Source organism: Deinococcus humi (assembly GCF_014201875.1).
GTDB lineage: Bacteria > Deinococcota > Deinococci > Deinococcales > Deinococcaceae > Deinococcus > Deinococcus humi.
The window spans coordinates 1-19,079 of the sequence record NZ_JACHFL010000024.1 but is presented as its reverse complement, the minus strand read 5'-3'; the positions used below and the strand labels follow the sequence as shown (position 1 = coordinate 19,079).

The window sequence follows — 19,079 nt, the reverse complement described above, 5'->3', positions numbered from 1 at the left end:
GAAGTCAGGGGGCTCGAAAAACATCCAGCCAGACTCGGCCCAACATAAGCCCAACATTGCACTCTTTTCAGAAGAACGCCGGACGAGCCGCCCTTGGTGCCAGGGTTACCGATGTCGATCTCACTTAACTTTCTGAAGCCAATTTGCCTTCAAGAACCTCAATCTTGGCGTTGAGATCGTCAATAGACGATCCTACGTCGACCAGAGCGTCATGACGCTCTGCCCAAGCCAACGTCACAGCTCGCAACTGCTGAAGTCCGGCCAGTTCAGATTCCAACGCCTTGACCCCTTCATTCCGTGTCAACTGCTGAACATCAAAGGTTGGAGGCTGGTACTCATGACCCTGCTCCTGGAAGTCCGCCACCATGGTCGCCAGTAGCCCCTCATATTTGGCAATCTGTGCTTTCAGGAACTCAGACCAGTAAGAATCGGTGTCTGGTTTTTCCAGTTCTGTCCTGTACCAGTACAGCCCTTGATAACCCTCGTCCAACGAGGCCCGAAGTTCCTCCGGGGTTTCTTCCGCTTCACCCTCCTCAGGCAGAGACTGGACGGCATTCATCTGCTCATAACGCGCGCGTAGACGTGCCAGGTAAGGTTCTTCAGATGGTGTGGCGCCAGATTGCAGCGCGAGAACAGCGGCCAGATGCGCGTTATATTTTCCCTGGGTCATCGTAGGTCTCCGGCGACCGTGCCGCCCGCTGTTGCCAGCCAGTTCAAGAATTCACCGATACCCGTTTTCCCTTTCAGCACTGTCCTCAGCTCCTCTTCCAGGGTGGCCCGCTCATCACGCAGATTGCCACCCTTGGTTGTGGGGACAAGACCGTGCGATTTCACCAGCTCGCGGGCAGCCAGCCTCCACAATTCGCCATGACTTTCCGCCATCCGGAGGAAATGAAACGCCAGCAGCGCAGGTGGAATGACGGGCAGAACCCGTTTTCCCTGTCCCCAGCTCACGGTGAGTGCACGCGCCATCCGTTCACGTTCTGAAGATTGGTCCCGGTTCACGGTCGTATTCAACCCGAAGGCTTCCAGCGTGATCTGGAGAAAGGGGAGACGTGTTGGCACGCTCTGCCCATGAATTTGAATCGGCCTGCCATCGATGAAAACAGAAGGGAGGGCCACATCGACCAGCTCAGGCACAGAGCACGGAGACAAAGCGCAAAAAGCGGCGGCAGTCGGATGCCAGTAGGCCAGCACGCCGGCCAGACCCCGACGCGCCGCTCTGGAGCCGGTTTGCCGAAAGACGGCCTGCACTTGTTGACAGAGGTGTGCGGGAGATTGAAGGTCAATCCCATCGATCCGCATCGCCAGTTCAAGTTTCATTCCCAGGGTCAGAACTTCGATCAAGGGATAGTAGGGGCGATGCAGATCGATGCGCTGGGCAGCCAGGTAAATCTGGCCCAGATGTAAAAGGGCGTTTGCCTGCGCCCAGGTGATCACGCAGTCGAAGATGGGATTGGCCCGGTGGATCTCCCTGAACGCGTCAAGTGCGGTATTCAGGCGTTCGCGCTGACCGAGATTGGTAAAGGCAACAAGGGCCTGAAGCCCAGCGTTGATCACGTCACGGCTGAGTTCATGACACGTCTGGATCTCTTCTTCTGGATCAAGCAGGCCGGACATGGCCTGAATGAATTGTCTGCTGGTTTGGGCCGGAACATTATCCGACTTCTCTTCCAGCACTGCCTCGATCACTGCCTGGGCCGCCACAACGTCCCCACCCATCAGTTGAACAAGAGCCACGTTCACACGCGAGAACAACCGAAGTGCCGATTGGGGCAACACGGTATCGCCAACCGCTTGATATTCCCGGTAGGCCACTTGAAGCTGACCGGCCAGAACAGCTGCCCCGGCGTGGCTGACGCGGATGGCAGAGGTCAACTGCGGCACATCTAAAGGGAGACTAAGGTAGATGGCTTCAGCAGCGTGCGCCAATGCAAGAGGATAGTCACCCGCATCGAAATAAAGGCGACAGAGGTTGTATTTCAAAATAGCTTGGCTTTCAATGTAAAAATCGTCTTGTGTTGGAGAAGACTGAAGAATCTGGAGATGCTTCTCAAGCGTATGGGTGGCCGCCCAGACATGATCGACAGCCCCGTTCTTTTCCACGGCCCTGGCTTTTCGCTCATTGAAGATCATGAGGGCCATGGCCTGAGCGCGGAGGGCTGTATTTGTTGACAGGAGGCAGTGTTTGAGATGAGGCATGGCCTCATTCATCCGCCCCGCACTCTCCAGTAAATCCGCAATCCGGAGATGGGCGATGGCGGAATCCGAGGCGTTGAGCCGCTCCGCCATCGCGGCCGGCGTCACACCGATTTTATTTTGATCCGCCCGCCAGGTGTACCAAGCATGTGGATCAAATAACTCGGCCTCCGACAGGGGCGAGGACGCAAATGTCGGGGTCATTTCAACCGTATGTGGCCCAGGCGTCGGTGATCCGACGTCGATACAGGCGCGCTGGATGGGCACCCAGGAGAAGATCGACAGGACGGCCATCTTTAAAGACCATCACCGTTGGCAGACCATTGACCTGATGTGAGAAGCGGGTCTTGAGTTCAGTGGTGGCGTTGACCGCACCGAAATGCACGTCTTTCAGCTCAAGGGCCAGGTCCGCCAGGATCGGCGAGACCACCCGGCAGGGCGCACAACTGGGAGACCAGAAATCGACGACCCAGAACCCTTCCTGAATACACTGATCGAAATTGTGGTCTCCGAGTTCGATCATGCCTTCTGATCCCCCACCCGGTCGACACAAATGCTCCCGCAATCCCAAATGACCTTGGCGAGAGGCGTGGCCCCCACTTGACGTTGGCTGACAGAAGCCGCGCTAGGACCGCCGTGAATACTTGCGCTGACCAGCAACAGCATGCCTAAAGCTTTAACAATCGACTTCATCGGTGCCTCCCCTTTGCTGAGCTGAGCCTACCAGCGGATTCTAGGTAGAGAAACCTGTCCGGGAATGACCCGCCAGTGTTCAACCCACTCCGAATGGTAGACATTTTCAGAACTGTGTTGGTCAAGTGTTAGTGTTATGTTTATTACATAATATATAGTAGTAATTCGTCTATGGCGACACTCGATGTGGATTGCTTCGCGCAGGTGGTGGCAAATCCACCTAAGGAAGGTGTTTTCCCGGGTTGGGGCTTACTCTGTCTGGGATGTTCAATGGCGAAACAACAGATGACCTGGTCCACGAACTGTATACGTGGGGGCCGGCCCTAGTTCAAGATATTCGGTCACGCTTTCCGGCCTCCGCGCTCAGCCCGCTGCTCAAGAGCAAAATGGTGGCCCGACAAAAATTCACCGGCTTTCAGGTGTATGTCCTCTCCGGCGTTGGCCTGCGGCCTTACGGTTATTCAGTGCGCTACAACTACGTTCCTGCCAAGAAGGTGGTGCTTGGCGCACTCATCGTGCGGGCGATGGCCCGGCAATACACCAAAGACGGCTACGACGTCGAGCTGTACGACGGCTACGCCAAGCGGGGAAGAGACAACATTCTTCTGGCCCGCTGTAATGGAGAACTCACCGTGGTGATCGGTCGTGCATCACTGACTATGAAGGCCACCCGCGTCATCGCCTCGGCCTTGCGTGAGGTCCTGCCTGAGATCGTCGCCATTCATGCGGTTGTGTTACAGGACGACCTTGATCCTCTGATGGCCAATGGAAAAATGGCCAGCGATATCCCGCTTCAAGTCATCCAGGTACCGATGACGCGGATCACCAAGGAATCCTTTGAGGGCCATTCGCCAGTTGAGACGGTCTCTTGAAAAACCAACCAGGCATTCGGCGGCGTAAAATTGCAGCACCATGGTGCCCAGACTGACCGCTGGCCTCTGGTTCAACCTAACGATCAACGGCGGGCAGCTGACGGCCTGGATGTACCAGAAGTCGTGAAACGCCTGAGCCACCCCGCCACAGCCCTCCTCCGCGCCGCACGGGCGGGACACGGTCCTCAATTTCCGGCTGTCATCGCCGGGCGAATGGTCTGCCGTCAGGCACAGAAGCGCTGGTACCCACGTCGCCGGCATCCCGAGACTGGGAAGCTGGAGTACGTTCACCGCCTCGAAGCCGAACGTCTGCTGGGCCGGCCACTCGCACAAGGCGAGGTGGTGCACCACCGCAACGGCAACCGCCACGATCTGCGCCCGGAAAACCTGCTGGTGCTCCCTTCGCAGTCGGCACACATGATGCTGGAGCACAGAGAGCGCAAGGCGAAAACTGGCCTGCTTCCCCTGTTCTCCGATCAAGAACTCCTGGGCCTCTGAACCGTCAAAAGCGCAGCGGCACCCATACAAGGTGCCGCGTTGTGTCGCTGACCACTCAGGGTTTCCGGCCTGGCCCAGTGTAATAGGCGCTGGTCCGGTCGCGGTGGGGCGGTTCATGCTGACCCCACGAGGCGGCTTCTTTCCGCACGACTTTCCTGCCGCCGTCCAGGCCTGCGAAGATCGCTTCCACCACGAACAGGCCCGCCTTCACCAATGCCCACAGCACCTGCAACAGGAATTTCAGCACCTCCACACCCATCACCTCCTGTTTAACTGTACGACTTGACCCTGCGGTTGTTTCCCGGACTTGATCGCCTCTATGATCTCGTTCGCCCGGTACATCACCACTTCGCCGCGGCGCTCGATGACCGCAAACCAATAGAACACCGGCTCCGGGAAGAACAGTGGCGCCAGGTTCTTGTTCTCCAGCACCCGGCTAATGTTACGGCCGTGCGTTGTGCCCATGAGCCGCGCGCCCGACTTCATGCCGCCTGCGATCATCTCTGCCTCAGCCTCCCGGTTGATTTCGTCCACGATCAGGACCCGCACGTTCTGGTTTTTGACGGCCTCCTCGATCAAGACCGCTTGCATGGACTTCGAGCGCACCGGCATCACGTCCACGTCGCCAATGCCGATGTGCGGCACCTTGCCGTCCCCCGCCACGTCGCCGGAGGTATCCACGATCACGGCCTGCATGGGGAAATATTCTGCGGCCATTTGCGCGGTGCCGCGCAGCAGCGTGGTCTTCCCGCTGCCGGCCTCGCCCACGATCAACATGCTGGGCGACTCTTCAATGAACGGCCGGAGCGGTTCGGCCATCTTCTCGAAGTACCGGCCGATGCGGAAGGTGAATCCCACGGGACTGCCTTCGTCGGTGCCGTCTGAGCCCATGACACGGGTGATGCGGTGACCTGTGCCGTCAATGCCCCGGCGGTTGTCGTCGCGGAAGGTCCCCAGTTTGGAGATCAGAAACTGCATGTCCGCCAGCTCAATGGTGTATGGGTAGGCCACGTAGCGGCCGTTCAGCAGGACCCACAGCTTGCGCCCAAACCGAATCTTGATCTCCTCGATCCGTCCGATGTCGCCTTCTACCTGCGCGCGCATGGCGTTCGGGAAGTAGGCGAGGAGTTTCCGTAGGTCTTCCGCTTCATTGATGGCCCCACTGGAAGGTGGCGGGTTGAGCTGCAACACGGCTGTCATTCACGCCCGCCACGAAGCGCCGCGGCCCGCAGCAGCTTCACCTGCGCCTGCTGATGCGTATTGGTTTCGCGCAGTTCCTCCCGGATCGTCCACAGCAGGCGTACCACGGCAGCTAAGAAGGCGGTCACCAGCAGCATGGCCATGCCTCTGGCGTCCATGAGCGCCACGCCCACGCCGGAGATCAATAAGAGTAAACACAGGGCGGTGTAGGGGTTGAAGAGACTGTTTACCAGCTGATCGCGCACGGCAGCGCGCCCCTGGCGGGCGCCCACACGGGCGGACTGGGCTTCCTGGGTCACGTGGGTCATGGGTTCTCCTGGCTCGAAAGGGGAAGGGGAATGTCTTCGGTGTCATGGCCTTCGAGGCGGTCAAGCGGAGCGATCTGTGCCTGGCGCTGGGCACGGGCACCTTCAGGGATCACGTCGCAGCTGGTGTCAATCTCACACCACTGGGCGAATGCCGGCTGGCGGGTGTCGTTCATCGCAGTCCCCTGAGGCGATTGAACGCCTCGTAATTGGTCAAGGTTTCCCCGGCTCTTGTTGCATTCCTGAACCACTGAAGAAACGTGTTGGTGTCGTTGCGGCCCATCAGCCGCACGTCGGCGGCGCTGGCACTGCGTCCGATCTGCGCGCTGGAGAACAGGTGGTCGTCCACGAGGACGTAGGCAGTGGTGCCGGGCACCTGGGTCTCAATCACAGCGACCCCGGCCAGTGCCAGAGCGTTGGTCAGGGCATTTTCTTTGGCCGCAAAGAAGGGAATGGTCACCACCATCACCTGAAGACCAGGGCGGGTGCGGTCCACTTTGGCCGCCCGAATGGCCTCAGCGAAGGTGGTGTCGGTCAGATAGGGCACGTACACCAGCACGCGCCTCTGGGCGGTGCCCATCAGGTCAACCACCCGGCCGACACTGACGGTCGCCGGCTGAGCCTGGGGCACACCCGAAAGCGCAGCCAGTACGAGGGAAGCGGCCAGGCCTCTCATTTCCTCATCGCCACGCCGCCGAAGAAGGTAATCGCGGCCACGGGAACCCCGAACATCAACATTCCGGCCAGCACCACGCCGATCATGAGGCGCACGATCATCACCCCGAACGACACAAATGAGTCGGCGATGTTGGCCACGATGCCTTCAATCGCTCCAGCAATGGCCTGCGCCACGCCGCCCTGAAGCCATCCACCGAACTGCACGAGCGCCCCCTGGTTCACCACTTTCTGACAGGGGTTGCTGTCGATGTTGGCGGGGTCCACGTTGCGGGCGTCCTGGCATTGAGCCAGCATCTTGTCCATTTCGCTTTGCGTAGACTTGCTGGCTTTCGCAGCCTCTTTTTGCTGAAGTTGCGCCTGGTACCCGAGTTCGGCGGTGTAGAACTTCATCGACTGAACGGACTGCACCAGCACCGTATCCATCGCGTTCACCAGCACGGCAGGCATCAGCGACAGGGAGAGCATGAGGCCGGCCCAAGTCCCAAACGCAGTCCACAGCACCCGCGTCTCGCCGAAGTTCACGGTGGCCAAGCCCACCGGCAGCGCCAGCAACATCAGGACGGTCAGCCACCCTGCCGCCGTCACCAGGGCACTGTATCCGGACAGGAAGTATTGCAGGGCCGTGAACAGGCCGCCCAGGCGGTTCATGACGAAGGACACCACTTTGGTTCCCGCAGCTTTGATGCCGGTGCTCGCTGCAGCCGCGCTTGCCTTGGCGGCCAGCACTTGGCCACCACCGGAGGCGAACGTCTTGCTGAGTGCGGCCGTTCCGGCGCGCAGCGCTCCTGCACCCTGGGGCAAGGCCAGGGTGGTGCCCACGACCACTGTTGCTCCCAGCATGTCGGTAAAGCTTTCCCGGGTCTGTTCAAGCTTGGCGTTGAAATCGCCGGCAAAGGTGGTCAGGCCAAAGGTGTAGGAACCGGCGATGGTCTTTGTGGTGACCTGATGGAGACTCCAAGGCTGCGTTGAGTAGGCCGAACCGATCAGCGCGCCGGTAATTAAGAAGCGCCCGGTCACACGGCTGAGCTGCTTGATGGCGTTGGCATCCTCAAACGCGATGTTGGTGATGCTGAGCGCAAAGCCCACGATGGCGATGAGCAGTGACACGCTGATCCACACCTTGTACAGCCCGCTCTTGCTGATCGCGCTGGCCTGGCCGAACAGTCCCTCCAGGGGGTTCGGTCCCATCATGCCGGTCATGTACTGCTGCAACACCTGATCCGACTGACCCTTCAGATAGGCGCTGGTCTGCTGGATTTCGGGGGTCGTGTCGGCCAGGCCCACGCTGCCGAGCACAAAGGCGGCCAGGGCGAATGCGGCGCGCCGGTTCATGGCATTCCGCCGGCCAGCGCTGTCTTCATGCCGGACTGGACGTTCCTGGGGTCAAGCGCGGCTTGCAGCTGCGCGACATATTGCGTGTATTCGCGGGCAGCCTTCTGGGCCGCGTCCAGGTTGTCCTGAGCCGCTACTTCCATTGCCTGTTTCACGTAGTTGTTCTGCTCGTCCATGGCGTTGCTCACGTCACCAAGCTTGGCGATCAGCTGCGTGTTGGTCATCACGCCCTGTTTGGCGATCTCCACCAGCAACTGAAACTCCTGAATCCGCATGGAAGCGTCCTGCTTCAGGGCGTAAGCCTGGGTTTCGAGCTGCACTTGGAGCAGTTCACGCTGGCTCAGGGCCGTCTTGCCCCTCTCCACCTGCTTGTCGGCGAATCCAGGGGTGATGCCGTTGCCAACGGTAGCGGTGGCCGACTGCATGGCGGGTTTCATGGCCGTCTCGATGGTTTCGGCGTTCTGTTCGGTGATTTTCTTCGCCTGAGCCGCGCGCAGTAGGCCCTCAAAGGTTTCCAGGGTCTGCTGCGTGCGCCCGGCAGTCTGGGTGGCCACCAGGAACGGATTGTTTTTCACAGCGTAGTCGGCTAGGCCACCGGGCGAGGTGACCGGTGAACCGGCATTGTCGTCGATCATGCCGCTGTTCTGCGTCTTGAGCACCTGCGTCATGGCGTTGTACAGGGAGCCCCGGAAGTCGTTATAGCTGCCCTGCATGGCATTGTTCATGTCGGCCGTGAGCTGGTTAAGCTGGGCAAACCCCAGCTTCTGCCCCATGTACTCGGCCGCCTGGCTCATGTACTGCCCCATAACCTCCTGGCCAAACGCCTGCCAGTCACCATTCAGGACGTTCGTGGTCAGAAAGCCGTAGGTGGACGCGATGTTACAGATCCATTGCAGCTTGTCACCATTCCCAGCGGAGGTCTGGCCCACAGAGCAGGCCTGCTTCAGATAGCCGCCCAGCGCTTCCCAGCTGGAGGCCTGCTGTGCAGAGGCGCTGGAGCTGGTGAGCAGCAGCGCGAGGGTCACGGCCAGTCTTGTTCGCATCATTGATTCACCGCCAGAGCGTGCAGGTCCGCGAGCGGCGCAGGCTGCGCGTTGATCTCGTCGTCGTCGGAGAGAACAGGCGTTTCGGAGGCGTTGGCTTCGTCGGCATCGGTGAGTTCGGGGTAATTCCCGGCGGCCAGGTCTTGCACGGCACCCAGGATGTCCCCGGCCCGGCGCTTGATCGCGGCCATACGCAGGCGGCGGTCCGCCGGCTTGCTGGTCTGAAGCCAGTAGAACTCGCGGGACTCCTCGATGCGCAGAACCTCCCCGTTCGGGTCGCCGTCCTCGGGCTTATAGACCAGAAGCCAGTCGGCATACTCGCCGTCCACCTTGCCCATCGTGGAGATGGCGTCAGCAATCGTTTCAGGCAGGTCGAGGTTCTCAATGGCGTGTTGTGGTTTGGCGAGCTTGCCCAGCCAGAAGAAGTTGAACGACTCCTGTAACTCGGGCATGTACTTGGTGTCGCTCGGCAGCTGCATGGCCCCGCCCACGCTGAGGCCCCAGGCACGGCCCAGACGCAACCACTCGCTGATGTACGCCCGGTCGGTCCCGGTCTTGATCTGCTGGGTCATCTCGTCGATGAAGCAGATCTTCTTGTCTTCCAGCGGCGCAACCCTGGCGGTGTAAAGCACCCGGTCACTGATGATGTGCATGGCAATCTTGCGGCGCTTCTCGTCGTTCGAGTCGATGTTGCGCAGGTCGTAATAGACGTACTTCGCCACGGTGTTGCAGTTGCTCCGGCGGTCCAGCACCTGGCCCCAGTCGCTCTCCCCCAGGAAGCGGCGCAGGCGGCCTGCGACGGAGCGGGCCATGTCGCGCTGCGCCTGGGTCATGCTGTGGCCGTCGCTGAACTGCGACATGGTTTCCAACGTCCTGTGCACGTCGCTGAGGATGGGCGGCTCCGTTTCCTGGCTGTGGGCCATGTAGGTGAGCTTGAAGGCCTCAACGATCACGGTGTCCTCCTCGCCGTTCATCCGGTCATCAAGGCCCGGAAGAGCGAAGTTGCGCACCAGCGTCAGCAGGAAGTTGAGCTTGCCCTCGTCGGGCCTCTTCTCACCTGCTGGGAGATCCATTGGGTTCAGTGTCGTTTCGCTCTTACCTCCAAGCACGATGTGCAGGCCACCCATCGCCAGCATCCAGTCCTTGAAGTCATGCTTGCGGTCGATAATGGTGATCCACGGATCGTAGGCGTCGATCAAGCCCGTCAGGGTGGAACCCACCTGATAGGTCTTCCCCCAACCAGTTGGCCCGACGACCAGGAAGTGAGACGCGCTGGTGCCGGCCGCAAAGGGGTCAAAGACAGTCAGGCCGTTGGCCCGGTTGCGAAAGACCAGCGTGGGTTTCCCCACGCCTGCGAAAGGCGCAATAGGGGGAAAGAAACCCACACTGTTGCTCTCCACGGTCTTGAACGCGAACTCGCTGCGCCGTCCATTGAAGGGCGCATTGGCTTCATACACCTCGATGCTCTGGTAGCCGTGCATCACGGGGCGGCTGGCCTGGAACTGACTGAAGGCCCCGACCGCCTGGTTCAGCATCTCGTCCTGCTGCTCCAGGGTGCGACTGATCAGCAGGACACTGACGCCCGCCGTGTAGAACTCTTCCTTGTGGTCACCGATGAACCGCAGGGTTTCCTTCAGCTCGTCGTTGCGCTGCATTGCACTGGCACTCGGGGCATACTTGGTGCTGTTCACCGCGCTATACAGCCCGCGCTGGGCCGACTCCAGGCGTTCCATCTCACTCTGCCGATCCAAGTGGTGGTACTCAATGCAAAAGATCATGTCCCCGGTGGTGATGCCCTCTGCCACTGATTGAAACAAACCGAACTCGGTGTACCGGGGCAGGTCGTACAGGCTGACGGCATACACAAAGCTGCTGCCACACACGACGTAGGCCTTGTCCTCGGCGTGGGCTGGATTGAGCACGACCTGGCGGCGGATGGTGAGGGAGTCAGGCTCGCCGTCCACGAGCGGAATGTTGTCCAGGCGGCTGTGCTCGTCCAGGATCACGGGGGCACTGACTCCCCCTCTGGCGTCCAGGGTGTTGTAGTAGAAGCAAGCGTCCTTGATGTCCTGGGCGCTCATGGCCTGCACGCCATATCCGGCCACGGCCAGGCGGTTCATCAGGTCACGGCGGCGGCCCACGCAGCGCTGCACAGCGGCTTTCAGGTCGCTCTCGATCGGTGGCGCTGTCTTGCTGAAGGGCAGGGGCGGCCTCACCGTCATGGTGATGTAGAACTCCCAGCGCTTCAGCTCGCCGGCAATGCGCCGGTCATCCAGCAGCTTCATGCGTTTGTGCACCAGCATGGCGGCCAGGGCGTTGGCATGTTGAGCGCGGCGGGCCTTTGACACCGCCTCCAGATCCTGTTTGCGGGCAGGAAACTTTTGCACGTAAATCCGGGCGCGTTCGCCTACCGGAACAGCGAGCTTGAGCACGGCCCGAAGGTCAAAATGGCGACCGTCAAGCACCTGCTCACTCATTAGCAGCCGGGACGGCGGCCGCACAACAATCCCAATTTCAAACGTGCCGTCCTCCAGCAGCATGGAGGCTGGCCCGGTCCGGTCCTGCGAGTCCAGACTGTCGGGAATGATGTCCCAGTAAGGTTGCGTCTCGGTGTGGCTCCCAACAGAACCGCCCGTACGCGGGTCACGGGTGGTCTCGGACTTCCTCTTTTTGGGGGCCGGAGTCTTGCCCGGCCCCGTTGCTCGGCGGAAGTTGAACATTAATTCCTCCGTTGCCGTGCGTCAGGTAAAACCGGCACATAGTCCCTGTCAACCTTGACGTGCTTGTAGTCAGGGCGGTTGAGGTACTTGTAGAGGTGCTTGAAGTAGTGCGGCTTTTGAGCAAGCGTTCGCTTCGCCATCAGGACGCCAATCAGGGCCGCCACGCCGGAAACCACTGAGTAGACCATTGGTGCGGAGCCACTAGAGCTGGTCAAGCTGCCTCCGAGGATGCCGCAGCCGAAAACCATCATGAATTCCCAGATCGTGAAGGTGCCGAAAAAACCATGCCTGGTGTCCAGGTTGTGGCCCTTGAAACGGCGCTCGCTCATCAGTGATTCCCCTCGTGTGGTGATTTCAGCAGGTGGTGACGATCTTGACCAGGATGCGGATCGCGCCCAGACCAGCCACGGCGATGAACGTGCCCACGATGGCGTCGTTGTCGCGCTTGCCGACGGCCCGGCCTATGAAAAAGCCGACCAGGCCCGCTGCCATCAGCACCACGAGGAACCTGGTGCTCGTAAACCAGCCCAACCAGCCATTGGCTCCACAAACCGCCCTGTTGAGGATTTCGTCCGGGTTCTGGTTGCCGCCGCTGGTCATCTGCGCGAAAGCCCGGCTGCCCAGGAAGCTCAGGGCGTACATAGTGACAGCTGCACTTACGGCCGCCGACCGCTCGTGCAGGGCGCGGGAGACAGCCTGCAACATGAACAGCAGGGCGATCATCTGGCGCAAGACCAGGGCAGTGAACTTGGCGGCGAGGGCGGGGCGGGACACGGGGCTTTGCATCATAGAATTCCCCCCAAGGGATTTAGCGTTCTTCACGCTTGTTCCAGATTCTAATATGCAAACTTTTCCCAGACAACTGGTAGAGTGAAGGCATGGATAGAGCAACATTTGACCGGGAGAGGTTGGCCGTTCAGGACGCCTTGCGGGAGATGGGTCAGGAGATCGAAATTCCCGATCCAGACACCCCTGAATACCTGAGTACGTTCTTGACTCTGCAGCGTTCACACCCACGACTGGCGGCGCAACTGGCGGAAGCCGAGCGCGCTGATCCTGCGGAGCTGCTGGACCCCTACACGCCACGCGCATCGAAAATCACACCCAGACATCGCCTGAACACTTTTGTGGAGAAGAACTTCATGCGGCGCGGCCTGGACCGGAAACTCGTGATGGATCGCCAGCGGGTGTTCCGAACCACGATGTTGGTCACAGGCGGCCTGCTGGTCGGCGGCCTCGTGTGGAGTGTGGTGGCTCCCAGGCCCTCGGCACAAACTGGTCAGACACCAGCAGGGACGGGCTCTATGACCACTGGCACGACGACTCCAGGCCAAGGCACGGCCGAAGGGAGCACCGCAGGGGCCTTTGGTCCCATCGAAGGCAAAGAGGAAGCGGGTACCGACACCAGCGGGTCCAGCGTAGAAACCGCACCAGCGGGTGACGCGACATTCGCCACCACCCCTCCAGACAGTGCGCCTCAGCCAGTGTCAGCCACTTCTGGCCGCTCGACCACGCCGCCGCCTCCAGAAGTGTTCAATCAGGTGGCAAATGATCCCTACGCCCCTGCTCCCGCCAGCGTGACCACCCCTGACCCTGCGCCCCTTGCCGTGGACTCTGCGCCCACGCCCGTGGCCGCCGCACCCGCTCCAGCCGCCTCAACGCCCTTCGGCGGCACCCCTGAGGTGGCCTCCGACCCGGCGCCGGTCACGGTCATCCCAGCTCCCGAAGCGGAGCGCATGCCTCCACCATCCCCCTTTGCTGATTCTTCGCCTGCGGCCTCGACGCCCGAGGTGGCCGCGCCCTTCGGTGGCGAGGTGGTGACGCCTGCTCCCGCAGCCGTCGCTCTTCGGATACCTCCCCCTGCCCGGCCTGCGGACACTTCACTACGCCCCGCAGCCTCCCCAGCACAGACCACAAGCGCCACACAACAGGAAGATCCTCCTGCCCGCGGGGCAGCCCTGATCTATCAGGCCCCACGCAAGGAAACGGCCCAGAGTGCTCCTCGGAGCGCCCTGATTTATCAGAGCCCCCGATAGACGGCGGCCCAGGCCCCCTCGCGCAGCGCCATGATCTACAAGAGCAACCATCAAGCTCCGGCACAGACGGCCGCTCCACAGGTTCAAGACGCCATGATCTACCAGGCCTCCGCAAAAACCACGACTACAGGGGGCAACAGTCTGGTCTACCGGGGCCAGGGCAGCCAGGGGACTGAAACGACTGCTGCGCCGGCTGTCACAGGCGAGACAGTGGCTCAGGCAGCGGGCACGACACCTGCCTTTGGGCAGGCAGTCGACCCTGACGCGCCCCGCTTCGCGCCTACGTCCGTGATCGCCGGGAAGCTGTTCACCAGCATCCGCGCGGCCGCTGGAATGGATGTACCGGTCGTGGTGCTCTCGCAGGATGGGAACTGGGTGGGCAGCGCCACCTACAACACCCGCCTGGGCCGCGTAGACATGCGCTTTACGTCCTTTGTGCTGTCCAAGAACAGCAAGGTTTACCCGGTATTCGCCATGGCTTATCAGCGGGCGGCAAATGGCACGCTCTCAGAAGGGGTGGGGGCGAACGTTCATCCCATCGCCCCGACGCTCGCCCTTGATCTGGCACGGGCGGGCCTCAACGGTCTCCACGCCTACAACCAGGCCCTTCAGAATGCTGGGACGACCAATTACAGCGGGGCGCTCGTCACCACCACTCAACAGCCCCCAGAACTCGTGCAAGTCCTGCGCGGGGAAGTGGGGAGGGTGTTCGCGCTGCCGGAAGGCAATCAGAGTATTCAGATCGTTGCGGATATTGACGCTGGAACCGGCGTGCAGCTGGTCTACGGTGTTGGCTCAGACCAGCAGGAATTCGGTCCACCTTGAAGAATCCGGCAAGAAGAAAGGGTCCCAAGTGAGATTGAGAACAAAAATGACCCTGAGTACTTGGGCGTAGGTTGGCGTCCAGGGGCGCTGTCACACAAGCCTGCCGCGACTGCTCAGCTAAAGGCTATATAAGAGCCTGAGGGCAAAACATGGGCCTGCCGCGCTATTGAGTGATTGAGGTTAAGTGCCTTTAACCTGGCGTTCGAACTCATGAGGTGTCAAGTAATCCAGTGGGGAGGGACGGCGCTGCCGGTTATAGACCACTAGGGTGGATCCGAAAATGGTCTGCCGTGCAGCTGTGGGGTTCTCGAACAGCTCCCTTTTCAGGGAGCTGAAAAACCTCTACACGACAGCATTATCCCAGCCATCGTACTCGTTGCCACGCTTGAGTCAGTCACTTCTTAAGGTCACTTACGTTTCTTGCACAGTAATTGCCGAAGGCCTGCTGACGTACGCCCGCCGGGTCGGCAAGCCCGTCAGCAGGAGAAGGGCCTTCCTCGGTCTACGATACCGAGCCAGCGAGGCAGCCGGTGACTCCCTTGTCCTAGTGGGTTAAGTTCTGCGGCCGACCCGCTGGGCCTCATCCATCTTCTTTGCCGCGCCGATGACGTCCTTCCAGGTGTCCTGCACTTGTGTCACCTCGGCCACGTACTTCTTGGTCTGTTCGCCACGTTTCGCATCGCGTGCCTGCCGTTCTCTCAGCGCCTGGAGAAGCGCATGACAGTCTGAACAAAGCTGCTCGCTGTGACTCCCCCGGAAAGGCACCCTGGGTTTGAATTCTAGGATGTCCTCGGCCACCAGCTCCAGCCAGGGCACATCCAGATCGGCCGCCTTCTGCTCCGGCACCAAGTGTCGGTGATACACCTCAAAGCCGAATATGGCCTTCCCTGAAACGATCACGGCCACATCGAAACGGTACCGGCCATGCGTGACCTCCTCGAGGACCTCCCACATCCCCTGAACTTCGTGACCTTGCGGCAGCACCGAGCGCATCCGGCAGCCGCCCTGAGCCCCTGAGCAATGCTGCATCCACTTCACCAAGCTCTCCTGTGCCAGTTCAGCCTGAAGTTGCTTCCGGAGCAGCCGTTTTGCAGCGAGATGGGTCACGCTTTCACCGGTGCAGCCAGTTAGGTCTTCGCTGTCATGCGCGAAGTGAGCAGCCTTCTTCGGCCCCCGTTTCACATGAAGGTTCCCTCCGCACTCCATACAAGTGTATTTCGCCCTTTTCGGTGCAGTTAGTGCGCTGACCAAGTCGCCGTCTGGATTCAGGGCGAGGATCAGGGTGCTCATCTGTGCAGCACTACCTTGTGGAACCCGTCATCCTCTTCGCGTTCCTCCTGTTCCACAAAGATGAGTTCTTTTTTCGCTCGGGTGAGGGCCACAAACTGAACGCAGGCTTCCCCACGGGCCGCATTGGCGGTGCGAGCGTACACAGCGGGCATGGTGTTCGGGTACAGGACGAATACCCGGTCGGCTTCTTTGCCTTTGGCTTTATGAATCGTGCTGAAAATGATGGGGGCGCCGTCGTCGTCGCTGAAGAAGGACTGGATGTAATCCGTGAGGTGCCGCACGTAGGCACCACCCTGCTGGACAACCTCCGCGGTCAGAGCTCCGAGCGAGTCCAGCAGGTCATTGCGAATGGCAATCTGCCGCTCGGCATCGACGTCACTCGCGGCGTGCTTGTGGATTCGGATCTCCTCGGTCATGCGGTAGGCCGCGAGGTTTCCCTCCCAGCCGCTCAGCCCGCTGCTGAACAGATGCTGAGCGACGTCAAGAAGGTTCCGGGCAATGTCCATCCCTCGAACCACCGCAGGAATCCGGCGTTGCAGCAGGGCCAGACACTGCTTGACCAACGGGGCGGTGTAGCGGCAGATCACGAGATCACCCCTCCTGACCCATTTGGGCAGCCAGGCCTCCTGGATGACGAAGACCTTGCCTTCAATGGCGTTTGGCGCCGCCTCGATTTCCGGGGCCAGTCTTTTCGCCAGGGCGACATGAGAGCGGGGGCAGCGGTAGGTCACGGAGAGAGGCAGGGTGGTCGCATCGGTGCGTTTTACGATTCTTCCAAGAGAATCCGCATCTGCACCCGTAAACCCGTAGATAGCCTGCCGCTCATCTCCCACGAACAGACGCCGACCCCCTTCGCGCACGGCCCGCAACACCACCTCCAGCTGGACAGCGCTGAGGTCCTGAGCCTCGTCCACGAAGACAAAGTCGTATTGCGGAACAGGCAGCTTCAGGACGGCGGGGAGGTACAACATGTCTTCGTAGTCGAAGATCAGGTGCTGTTTGAGAACCTCCAGTCTGGCCCTGAGCAGGTGGCGAATTTCCCGGTGGCACTGGATTTCCAGCCCGTGATCCTGCGGCGGATTGAGGTTGTACTCCAAAGCCAGGGCGGCGACGTCTTCCTCGAATCTGGTGTCCGTGAGGTTCGCCATGGCGAAGCGCAGCAGCTCTTGCATGTACTTTTCGGCCACAGGCCAGTTCTCGTCTCCGAGGGCAAATTCAAGTTTCATCTGGTTGATGCGGTCACGAACGAGTTGCCGGGATTTGTGGCTCTGGGGGTCCTTCTGCGTCAGTTTCGGGAATCGACTCAACAGACTGCGCCGTCCGAGGGAGTGGACGGTACAAGACTTCACGTGGCTGGGTAACCTTGCTTTGAGCTCTTCGGCCGTGTGCTTGTTGAAGGCGAGGAACACCGCTTCGAGGTCGTCTGGAAGCTGCTTGGCGATCTCCACCAGCGTGGTGGTCTTTCCTGAGCCTGCCGTGGCCCTGACCACGCCGTCACCACTCCCAGATCGCACGAAGTCGAAGATGGCCTGCTGGTAGTGACTGGGACGGAAGACAGCCATCAAAGTCATCGTACAGTGCAAGAGTCTTTGAGGAGGGACAGCCTGGTCTCCTTCACCAATGTAGGCACGGAACGCTACCCGTCCTGTTAAGGGAGATGGTACTTGGCCCCGGGCGGGGTCCCGTCTACGGGTGGTTCGGCACGCATGAATGAGGGCGCTTGGAGTTGGTCAGGAAACACGGCGTAGCACGTGACGTTAAGGTGCCCAGCGGTGCGCCCATTGACTCGGGCACTCTCGTATTTGATGGCGTCGAACCTGTTGGTGGCATTGACCAGCCTGGATAGAATCTGCGTATCGCTGTCCTGTCCCTCTTCGTTATCCAGCCACCAGTGACCAGTGAGATCAGAGGGTCTGATCCCAAGTGCATTTCGCACGCTTGAACTAGTGAGGTCCAGCACACGGTGCAAGTTGAAGGTGACACTAAAGAGCGCGACAGGCGGCACCGCCAGGGACGGCGCAATATCGGGCGTGCCCTCCTGGGCTGAGGAGGTCGTGTACCGCAGTTCGCGCATGCTGACGTGCGGGTGGAGGGCCAGGTACGTAACCCGGTGTTCCGTCGGGCCGGCGACGTTGAAGCGCCCACTCGAATGGAGCGACCCGTTCCCGCTGATGGGCTCTTGCAGGAATTCGATTGGATACAGACTGGTCATCCGGAAAGCGACCCCATTCTGACGAATGGGGTTGAGTTTCGGAAGCTGCTTTGCAACGAGAGGGATATTCAGAGAGCCACTCCCTGACGGGCTGCACTCAGCACCGTGCTGATCGCATTCGGCTGACCCTGCTCGAGAATTTTAGCTGGCGTGACACCTTCAAAAGCGTCATTCGGTGCCTGCATCCATGCCCGGGCGTCCTCTTCCTCGCGGAAGGTTCGCGTCAGTGCTTTTACCGTCCGCCCAAGTGCCTCGTGGACTTGCGCGTGGGCATTCACGGCTGGCAGAGGCTCAATACGGTACCCCGGCATGTCTACACCCTTCAGGCTGGCGTAACTGCGCGCAGTAGGTGTGAGGCTCGACGCCCGGACGGTCATGGTCGCACCACCATCATGCGGAACGAGCAGCACGAGTGATTGCTGACTTTTCTTGAGGCGCTGCTCGAAATTCTTCACCGCCAGATCAAGCCGATCGTAGGTTAACCCGCTCAACTGCTGGAGAAGTTCCAGTGTGCCGGTGTCCACCGCGGATACATGATCACTGGCTTGAATTTCACGGACGACTGGTCGAGTCATAAGCGCCTCCCTGACCCAAATATAGTCCATTCCAGTGCCAGAAGAACAGATAATTCATTGCGATCCTCATCCAGATTTGCGGTGCAGGTAACGGACGCCGAAGAGCAGCCCGGCGAGCACGGCAGAGGTCAGCACGATGCCCGGCGCAGACGTGCAGCTTCCCGGCAGCTGATAGATGACCAGATCGACACAGATCGACACAGATCGACACAGACCGACCCTGCGCGGCGCATCAGCAGGTATGCCAGGGTGGTCAGATCGGCCCACATGGTGAACGTGGCGAAAAACGCCAGCGCAACCCGCCGGGTCAGCACAAACACCACGACGCCCACGGTTAAAGTGCGTTTTGAAAGGTCATCCAGGAGGCGTCGACGCCGTGGATACGGACGTAGGCTGGTGAATGCCGCGCCGATCGTATACCAGCGATCTCACCGATGAAGAATGGGCTGTCCTGGAACCCCTTCTCCCACGTCCAGAGCATCCGGGACGACCACGGACTTGGTCGTTATTGATACCGGCATAAGTTGGAATCCATCAGTTGGCGAGGCAGGTCAATGTACCGGACCCGCTGCCAGGCGACCACAAGCTTCGCCTTCAGCAC

22 protein-coding genes and 1 pseudogene are annotated in these 19,079 nt (G+C 60.4%); 4 read left to right on the top strand and 19 right to left on the bottom strand.

From position 1 onward, the window contains the following. Positions 1-124: 124 nt before the first annotated feature. The 3 genes from HNQ08_RS24360 to HNQ08_RS24350 are packed head-to-tail and all read right to left on the bottom strand — an operon-like array spanning position 125 to position 2,722. A complete protein-coding gene (locus HNQ08_RS24360) occupies positions 125-670 on the bottom strand; it encodes a hypothetical protein (RefSeq protein WP_184137819.1) in 546 nt (181 codons plus the stop codon). Next, positions 667-2,403, bottom strand: a complete 1,737-nt coding sequence (locus HNQ08_RS24355; RefSeq protein WP_184137817.1) for a tetratricopeptide repeat protein — start codon at positions 2,401-2,403, stop codon at positions 667-669. The genes HNQ08_RS24360 and HNQ08_RS24355 overlap by 4 nt, the downstream gene beginning before the upstream one ends. Before the next feature lies 1 nt (position 2,404). Next, positions 2,405-2,722, bottom strand: a complete 318-nt coding sequence (locus HNQ08_RS24350) for a thioredoxin family protein (RefSeq protein WP_184137815.1) — start codon at positions 2,720-2,722, stop codon at positions 2,405-2,407. 433 nt (positions 2,723-3,155) lie between these two features. Here HNQ08_RS24350 and HNQ08_RS24345 point away from each other — a divergent pair, with 433 nt between their 5' ends. Then, entirely contained in the window at positions 3,156-3,764 is a 609-nt protein-coding gene (locus tag HNQ08_RS24345; protein WP_184137813.1) for a hypothetical protein, read from the top strand. Positions 3,765-3,887: 123 nt separating this feature from the next. Beyond that, the gene (locus tag HNQ08_RS24340; RefSeq protein WP_229790280.1) at positions 3,888-4,262 is read left to right on the top strand and encodes an HNH endonuclease; all 375 of its coding nucleotides are present in this window, start codon (positions 3,888-3,890) and stop codon (positions 4,260-4,262) included. A 55-nt stretch (positions 4,263-4,317) separates the two neighbouring features. Here the strand turns inward: HNQ08_RS24340 and HNQ08_RS24335 are convergent, their stop codons facing one another. Genes HNQ08_RS24335 through HNQ08_RS24290 form a run of 10 tightly spaced genes read right to left on the bottom strand, consistent with a single transcriptional unit; the run spans position 4,318 to position 12,314 of the window. Beyond that, on the bottom strand, positions 4,318-4,509 hold the full coding sequence (locus HNQ08_RS24335) for a hypothetical protein (protein WP_184137811.1): 192 nt from the start codon (positions 4,507-4,509) through the stop codon (positions 4,318-4,320). 11 nt (positions 4,510-4,520) lie between these two features. Beyond that, complete coding sequence (locus HNQ08_RS24330) at positions 4,521-5,462, bottom strand: hypothetical protein (RefSeq protein WP_184137809.1); 942 nt, start codon at positions 5,460-5,462, stop codon at positions 4,521-4,523. Continuing rightward, the gene (locus HNQ08_RS24325) at positions 5,459-5,770 is read right to left on the bottom strand and encodes a hypothetical protein (protein WP_184137807.1); all 312 of its coding nucleotides are present in this window, start codon (positions 5,768-5,770) and stop codon (positions 5,459-5,461) included. The genes HNQ08_RS24330 and HNQ08_RS24325 overlap by 4 nt, the downstream gene beginning before the upstream one ends. Further along, on the bottom strand, positions 5,767-5,943 hold the full coding sequence (locus tag HNQ08_RS24320) for a hypothetical protein (protein WP_184137805.1): 177 nt from the start codon (positions 5,941-5,943) through the stop codon (positions 5,767-5,769). Before HNQ08_RS24320 ends, HNQ08_RS24325 begins: the two co-directional genes overlap by 4 nt. Beyond that, positions 5,940-6,443 (bottom strand): hypothetical protein, encoded by a 504-nt coding sequence (locus HNQ08_RS24315; RefSeq protein ID WP_184137803.1) that lies wholly within the window; start codon positions 6,441-6,443, stop codon positions 5,940-5,942. Before HNQ08_RS24315 ends, HNQ08_RS24320 begins: the two co-directional genes overlap by 4 nt. Next, on the bottom strand, positions 6,440-7,777 hold the full coding sequence (locus HNQ08_RS24310) for a hypothetical protein (protein ID WP_184137802.1): 1,338 nt from the start codon (positions 7,775-7,777) through the stop codon (positions 6,440-6,442). Before HNQ08_RS24310 ends, HNQ08_RS24315 begins: the two co-directional genes overlap by 4 nt. After that, positions 7,774-8,823: a hypothetical protein gene (locus tag HNQ08_RS24305; RefSeq protein ID WP_184137800.1), complete on the bottom strand. Its 1,050-nt coding sequence runs from the start codon at positions 8,821-8,823 to the stop codon at positions 7,774-7,776. Before HNQ08_RS24305 ends, HNQ08_RS24310 begins: the two co-directional genes overlap by 4 nt. Further along, on the bottom strand, positions 8,820-11,540 hold the full coding sequence (locus HNQ08_RS24300) for a VirB4 family type IV secretion system protein (protein ID WP_184137798.1): 2,721 nt from the start codon (positions 11,538-11,540) through the stop codon (positions 8,820-8,822). The genes HNQ08_RS24305 and HNQ08_RS24300 overlap by 4 nt, the downstream gene beginning before the upstream one ends. Next, complete coding sequence (locus tag HNQ08_RS24295) at positions 11,540-11,869, bottom strand: hypothetical protein (protein ID WP_184137796.1); 330 nt, start codon at positions 11,867-11,869, stop codon at positions 11,540-11,542. Before HNQ08_RS24295 ends, HNQ08_RS24300 begins: the two co-directional genes overlap by 1 nt. Positions 11,870-11,894: 25 nt before the next feature. Beyond that, complete coding sequence (locus tag HNQ08_RS24290) at positions 11,895-12,314, bottom strand: hypothetical protein (protein WP_184137794.1); 420 nt, start codon at positions 12,312-12,314, stop codon at positions 11,895-11,897. A 104-nt stretch (positions 12,315-12,418) separates the two neighbouring features. On the opposite strand from HNQ08_RS24290, the gene HNQ08_RS24285 reads away from it, so the two are divergent. Beyond that, complete coding sequence (locus HNQ08_RS24285; protein WP_184137792.1) at positions 12,419-13,576, top strand: hypothetical protein; 1,158 nt, start codon at positions 12,419-12,421, stop codon at positions 13,574-13,576. Positions 13,577-13,606: 30 nt separating this feature from the next. Continuing rightward, positions 13,607-14,401, top strand: coding sequence for a hypothetical protein (locus HNQ08_RS24280; RefSeq protein WP_184137790.1), 795 nt, complete (start codon positions 13,607-13,609; stop codon positions 14,399-14,401). A gap of 180 nt (positions 14,402-14,581) precedes the next feature. On the opposite strand, the pseudogene HNQ08_RS27680 reads toward HNQ08_RS24280, so the two are convergent. From HNQ08_RS27680 to HNQ08_RS28030, 6 genes and pseudogenes are all read right to left on the bottom strand, one after another. Then, positions 14,582-14,770 (bottom strand): annotated as a pseudogene (locus tag HNQ08_RS27680) (IS3-like element ISDds1 family transposase); the annotation flags it as partial. Between the two features lie 183 nt (positions 14,771-14,953). Next, entirely contained in the window at positions 14,954-15,691 is a 738-nt protein-coding gene (locus HNQ08_RS24275; protein ID WP_184137788.1) for a competence protein CoiA family protein, read from the bottom strand. Next, complete coding sequence (locus tag HNQ08_RS24270; protein ID WP_184137786.1) at positions 15,688-17,253, bottom strand: UvrD-helicase domain-containing protein; 1,566 nt, start codon at positions 17,251-17,253, stop codon at positions 15,688-15,690. Before HNQ08_RS24270 ends, HNQ08_RS24275 begins: the two co-directional genes overlap by 4 nt. Positions 17,254-17,339: 86 nt before the next feature. Continuing rightward, the gene (locus HNQ08_RS24265; RefSeq protein ID WP_184137783.1) at positions 17,340-17,903 is read right to left on the bottom strand and encodes an RES family NAD+ phosphorylase; all 564 of its coding nucleotides are present in this window, start codon (positions 17,901-17,903) and stop codon (positions 17,340-17,342) included. Between the two features lie 68 nt (positions 17,904-17,971). Beyond that, the gene (locus tag HNQ08_RS24260; RefSeq protein ID WP_184137781.1) at positions 17,972-18,478 is read right to left on the bottom strand and encodes an MbcA/ParS/Xre antitoxin family protein; all 507 of its coding nucleotides are present in this window, start codon (positions 18,476-18,478) and stop codon (positions 17,972-17,974) included. A gap of 66 nt (positions 18,479-18,544) precedes the next feature. Next, on the bottom strand, positions 18,545-18,679 hold the full coding sequence (locus HNQ08_RS28030; protein WP_268240038.1) for a hypothetical protein: 135 nt from the start codon (positions 18,677-18,679) through the stop codon (positions 18,545-18,547). Positions 18,680-19,079: the final 400 nt, after the last annotated feature.

Bases quoted from the DNA above. Each gene is read 5' to 3' on its own strand.
- HNQ08_RS24360 (WP_184137819.1), bottom strand. From the start codon at position 670: ATGACCCAGGGAAAATATAACGCGCATCTGGCCGCTGTTCTCGCGCTG.
- HNQ08_RS24355 (WP_184137817.1), bottom strand. From the start codon at position 2,403: ATGACCCCGACATTTGCGTCCTCGCCCCTGTCGGAGGCCGAGTTATTT.
- HNQ08_RS24350 (WP_184137815.1), bottom strand. From the start codon at position 2,722: ATGATCGAACTCGGAGACCACAATTTCGATCAGTGTATTCAGGAAGGG.
- HNQ08_RS24345 (WP_184137813.1), top strand. From the start codon at position 3,156: ATGTTCAATGGCGAAACAACAGATGACCTGGTCCACGAACTGTATACG.
- HNQ08_RS24330 (WP_184137809.1), bottom strand. From the start codon at position 5,462: ATGACAGCCGTGTTGCAGCTCAACCCGCCACCTTCCAGTGGGGCCATC.
- HNQ08_RS24325 (WP_184137807.1), bottom strand. From the start codon at position 5,770: ATGACCCACGTGACCCAGGAAGCCCAGTCCGCCCGTGTGGGCGCCCGC.
- HNQ08_RS24320 (WP_184137805.1), bottom strand. From the start codon at position 5,943: ATGAACGACACCCGCCAGCCGGCATTCGCCCAGTGGTGTGAGATTGAC.
- HNQ08_RS24315 (WP_184137803.1), bottom strand. From the start codon at position 6,443: ATGAGAGGCCTGGCCGCTTCCCTCGTACTGGCTGCGCTTTCGGGTGTG.
- HNQ08_RS24310 (WP_184137802.1), bottom strand. From the start codon at position 7,777: ATGAACCGGCGCGCCGCATTCGCCCTGGCCGCCTTTGTGCTCGGCAGC.
- HNQ08_RS24305 (WP_184137800.1), bottom strand. From the start codon at position 8,823: ATGATGCGAACAAGACTGGCCGTGACCCTCGCGCTGCTGCTCACCAGC.
- HNQ08_RS24300 (WP_184137798.1), bottom strand. From the start codon at position 11,540: ATGTTCAACTTCCGCCGAGCAACGGGGCCGGGCAAGACTCCGGCCCCC.
- HNQ08_RS24295 (WP_184137796.1), bottom strand. From the start codon at position 11,869: ATGAGCGAGCGCCGTTTCAAGGGCCACAACCTGGACACCAGGCATGGT.
- HNQ08_RS24285 (WP_184137792.1), top strand. From the start codon at position 12,419: ATGGATAGAGCAACATTTGACCGGGAGAGGTTGGCCGTTCAGGACGCC.
- HNQ08_RS24280 (WP_184137790.1), top strand. From the start codon at position 13,607: ATGATCTACAAGAGCAACCATCAAGCTCCGGCACAGACGGCCGCTCCA.
- HNQ08_RS24275 (WP_184137788.1), bottom strand. From the start codon at position 15,691: ATGAGCACCCTGATCCTCGCCCTGAATCCAGACGGCGACTTGGTCAGC.
- HNQ08_RS24270 (WP_184137786.1), bottom strand. From the start codon at position 17,253: ATGGCTGTCTTCCGTCCCAGTCACTACCAGCAGGCCATCTTCGACTTC.
- HNQ08_RS24265 (WP_184137783.1), bottom strand. From the start codon at position 17,903: ATGACCAGTCTGTATCCAATCGAATTCCTGCAAGAGCCCATCAGCGGG.
- HNQ08_RS24260 (WP_184137781.1), bottom strand. From the start codon at position 18,478: ATGACTCGACCAGTCGTCCGTGAAATTCAAGCCAGTGATCATGTATCC.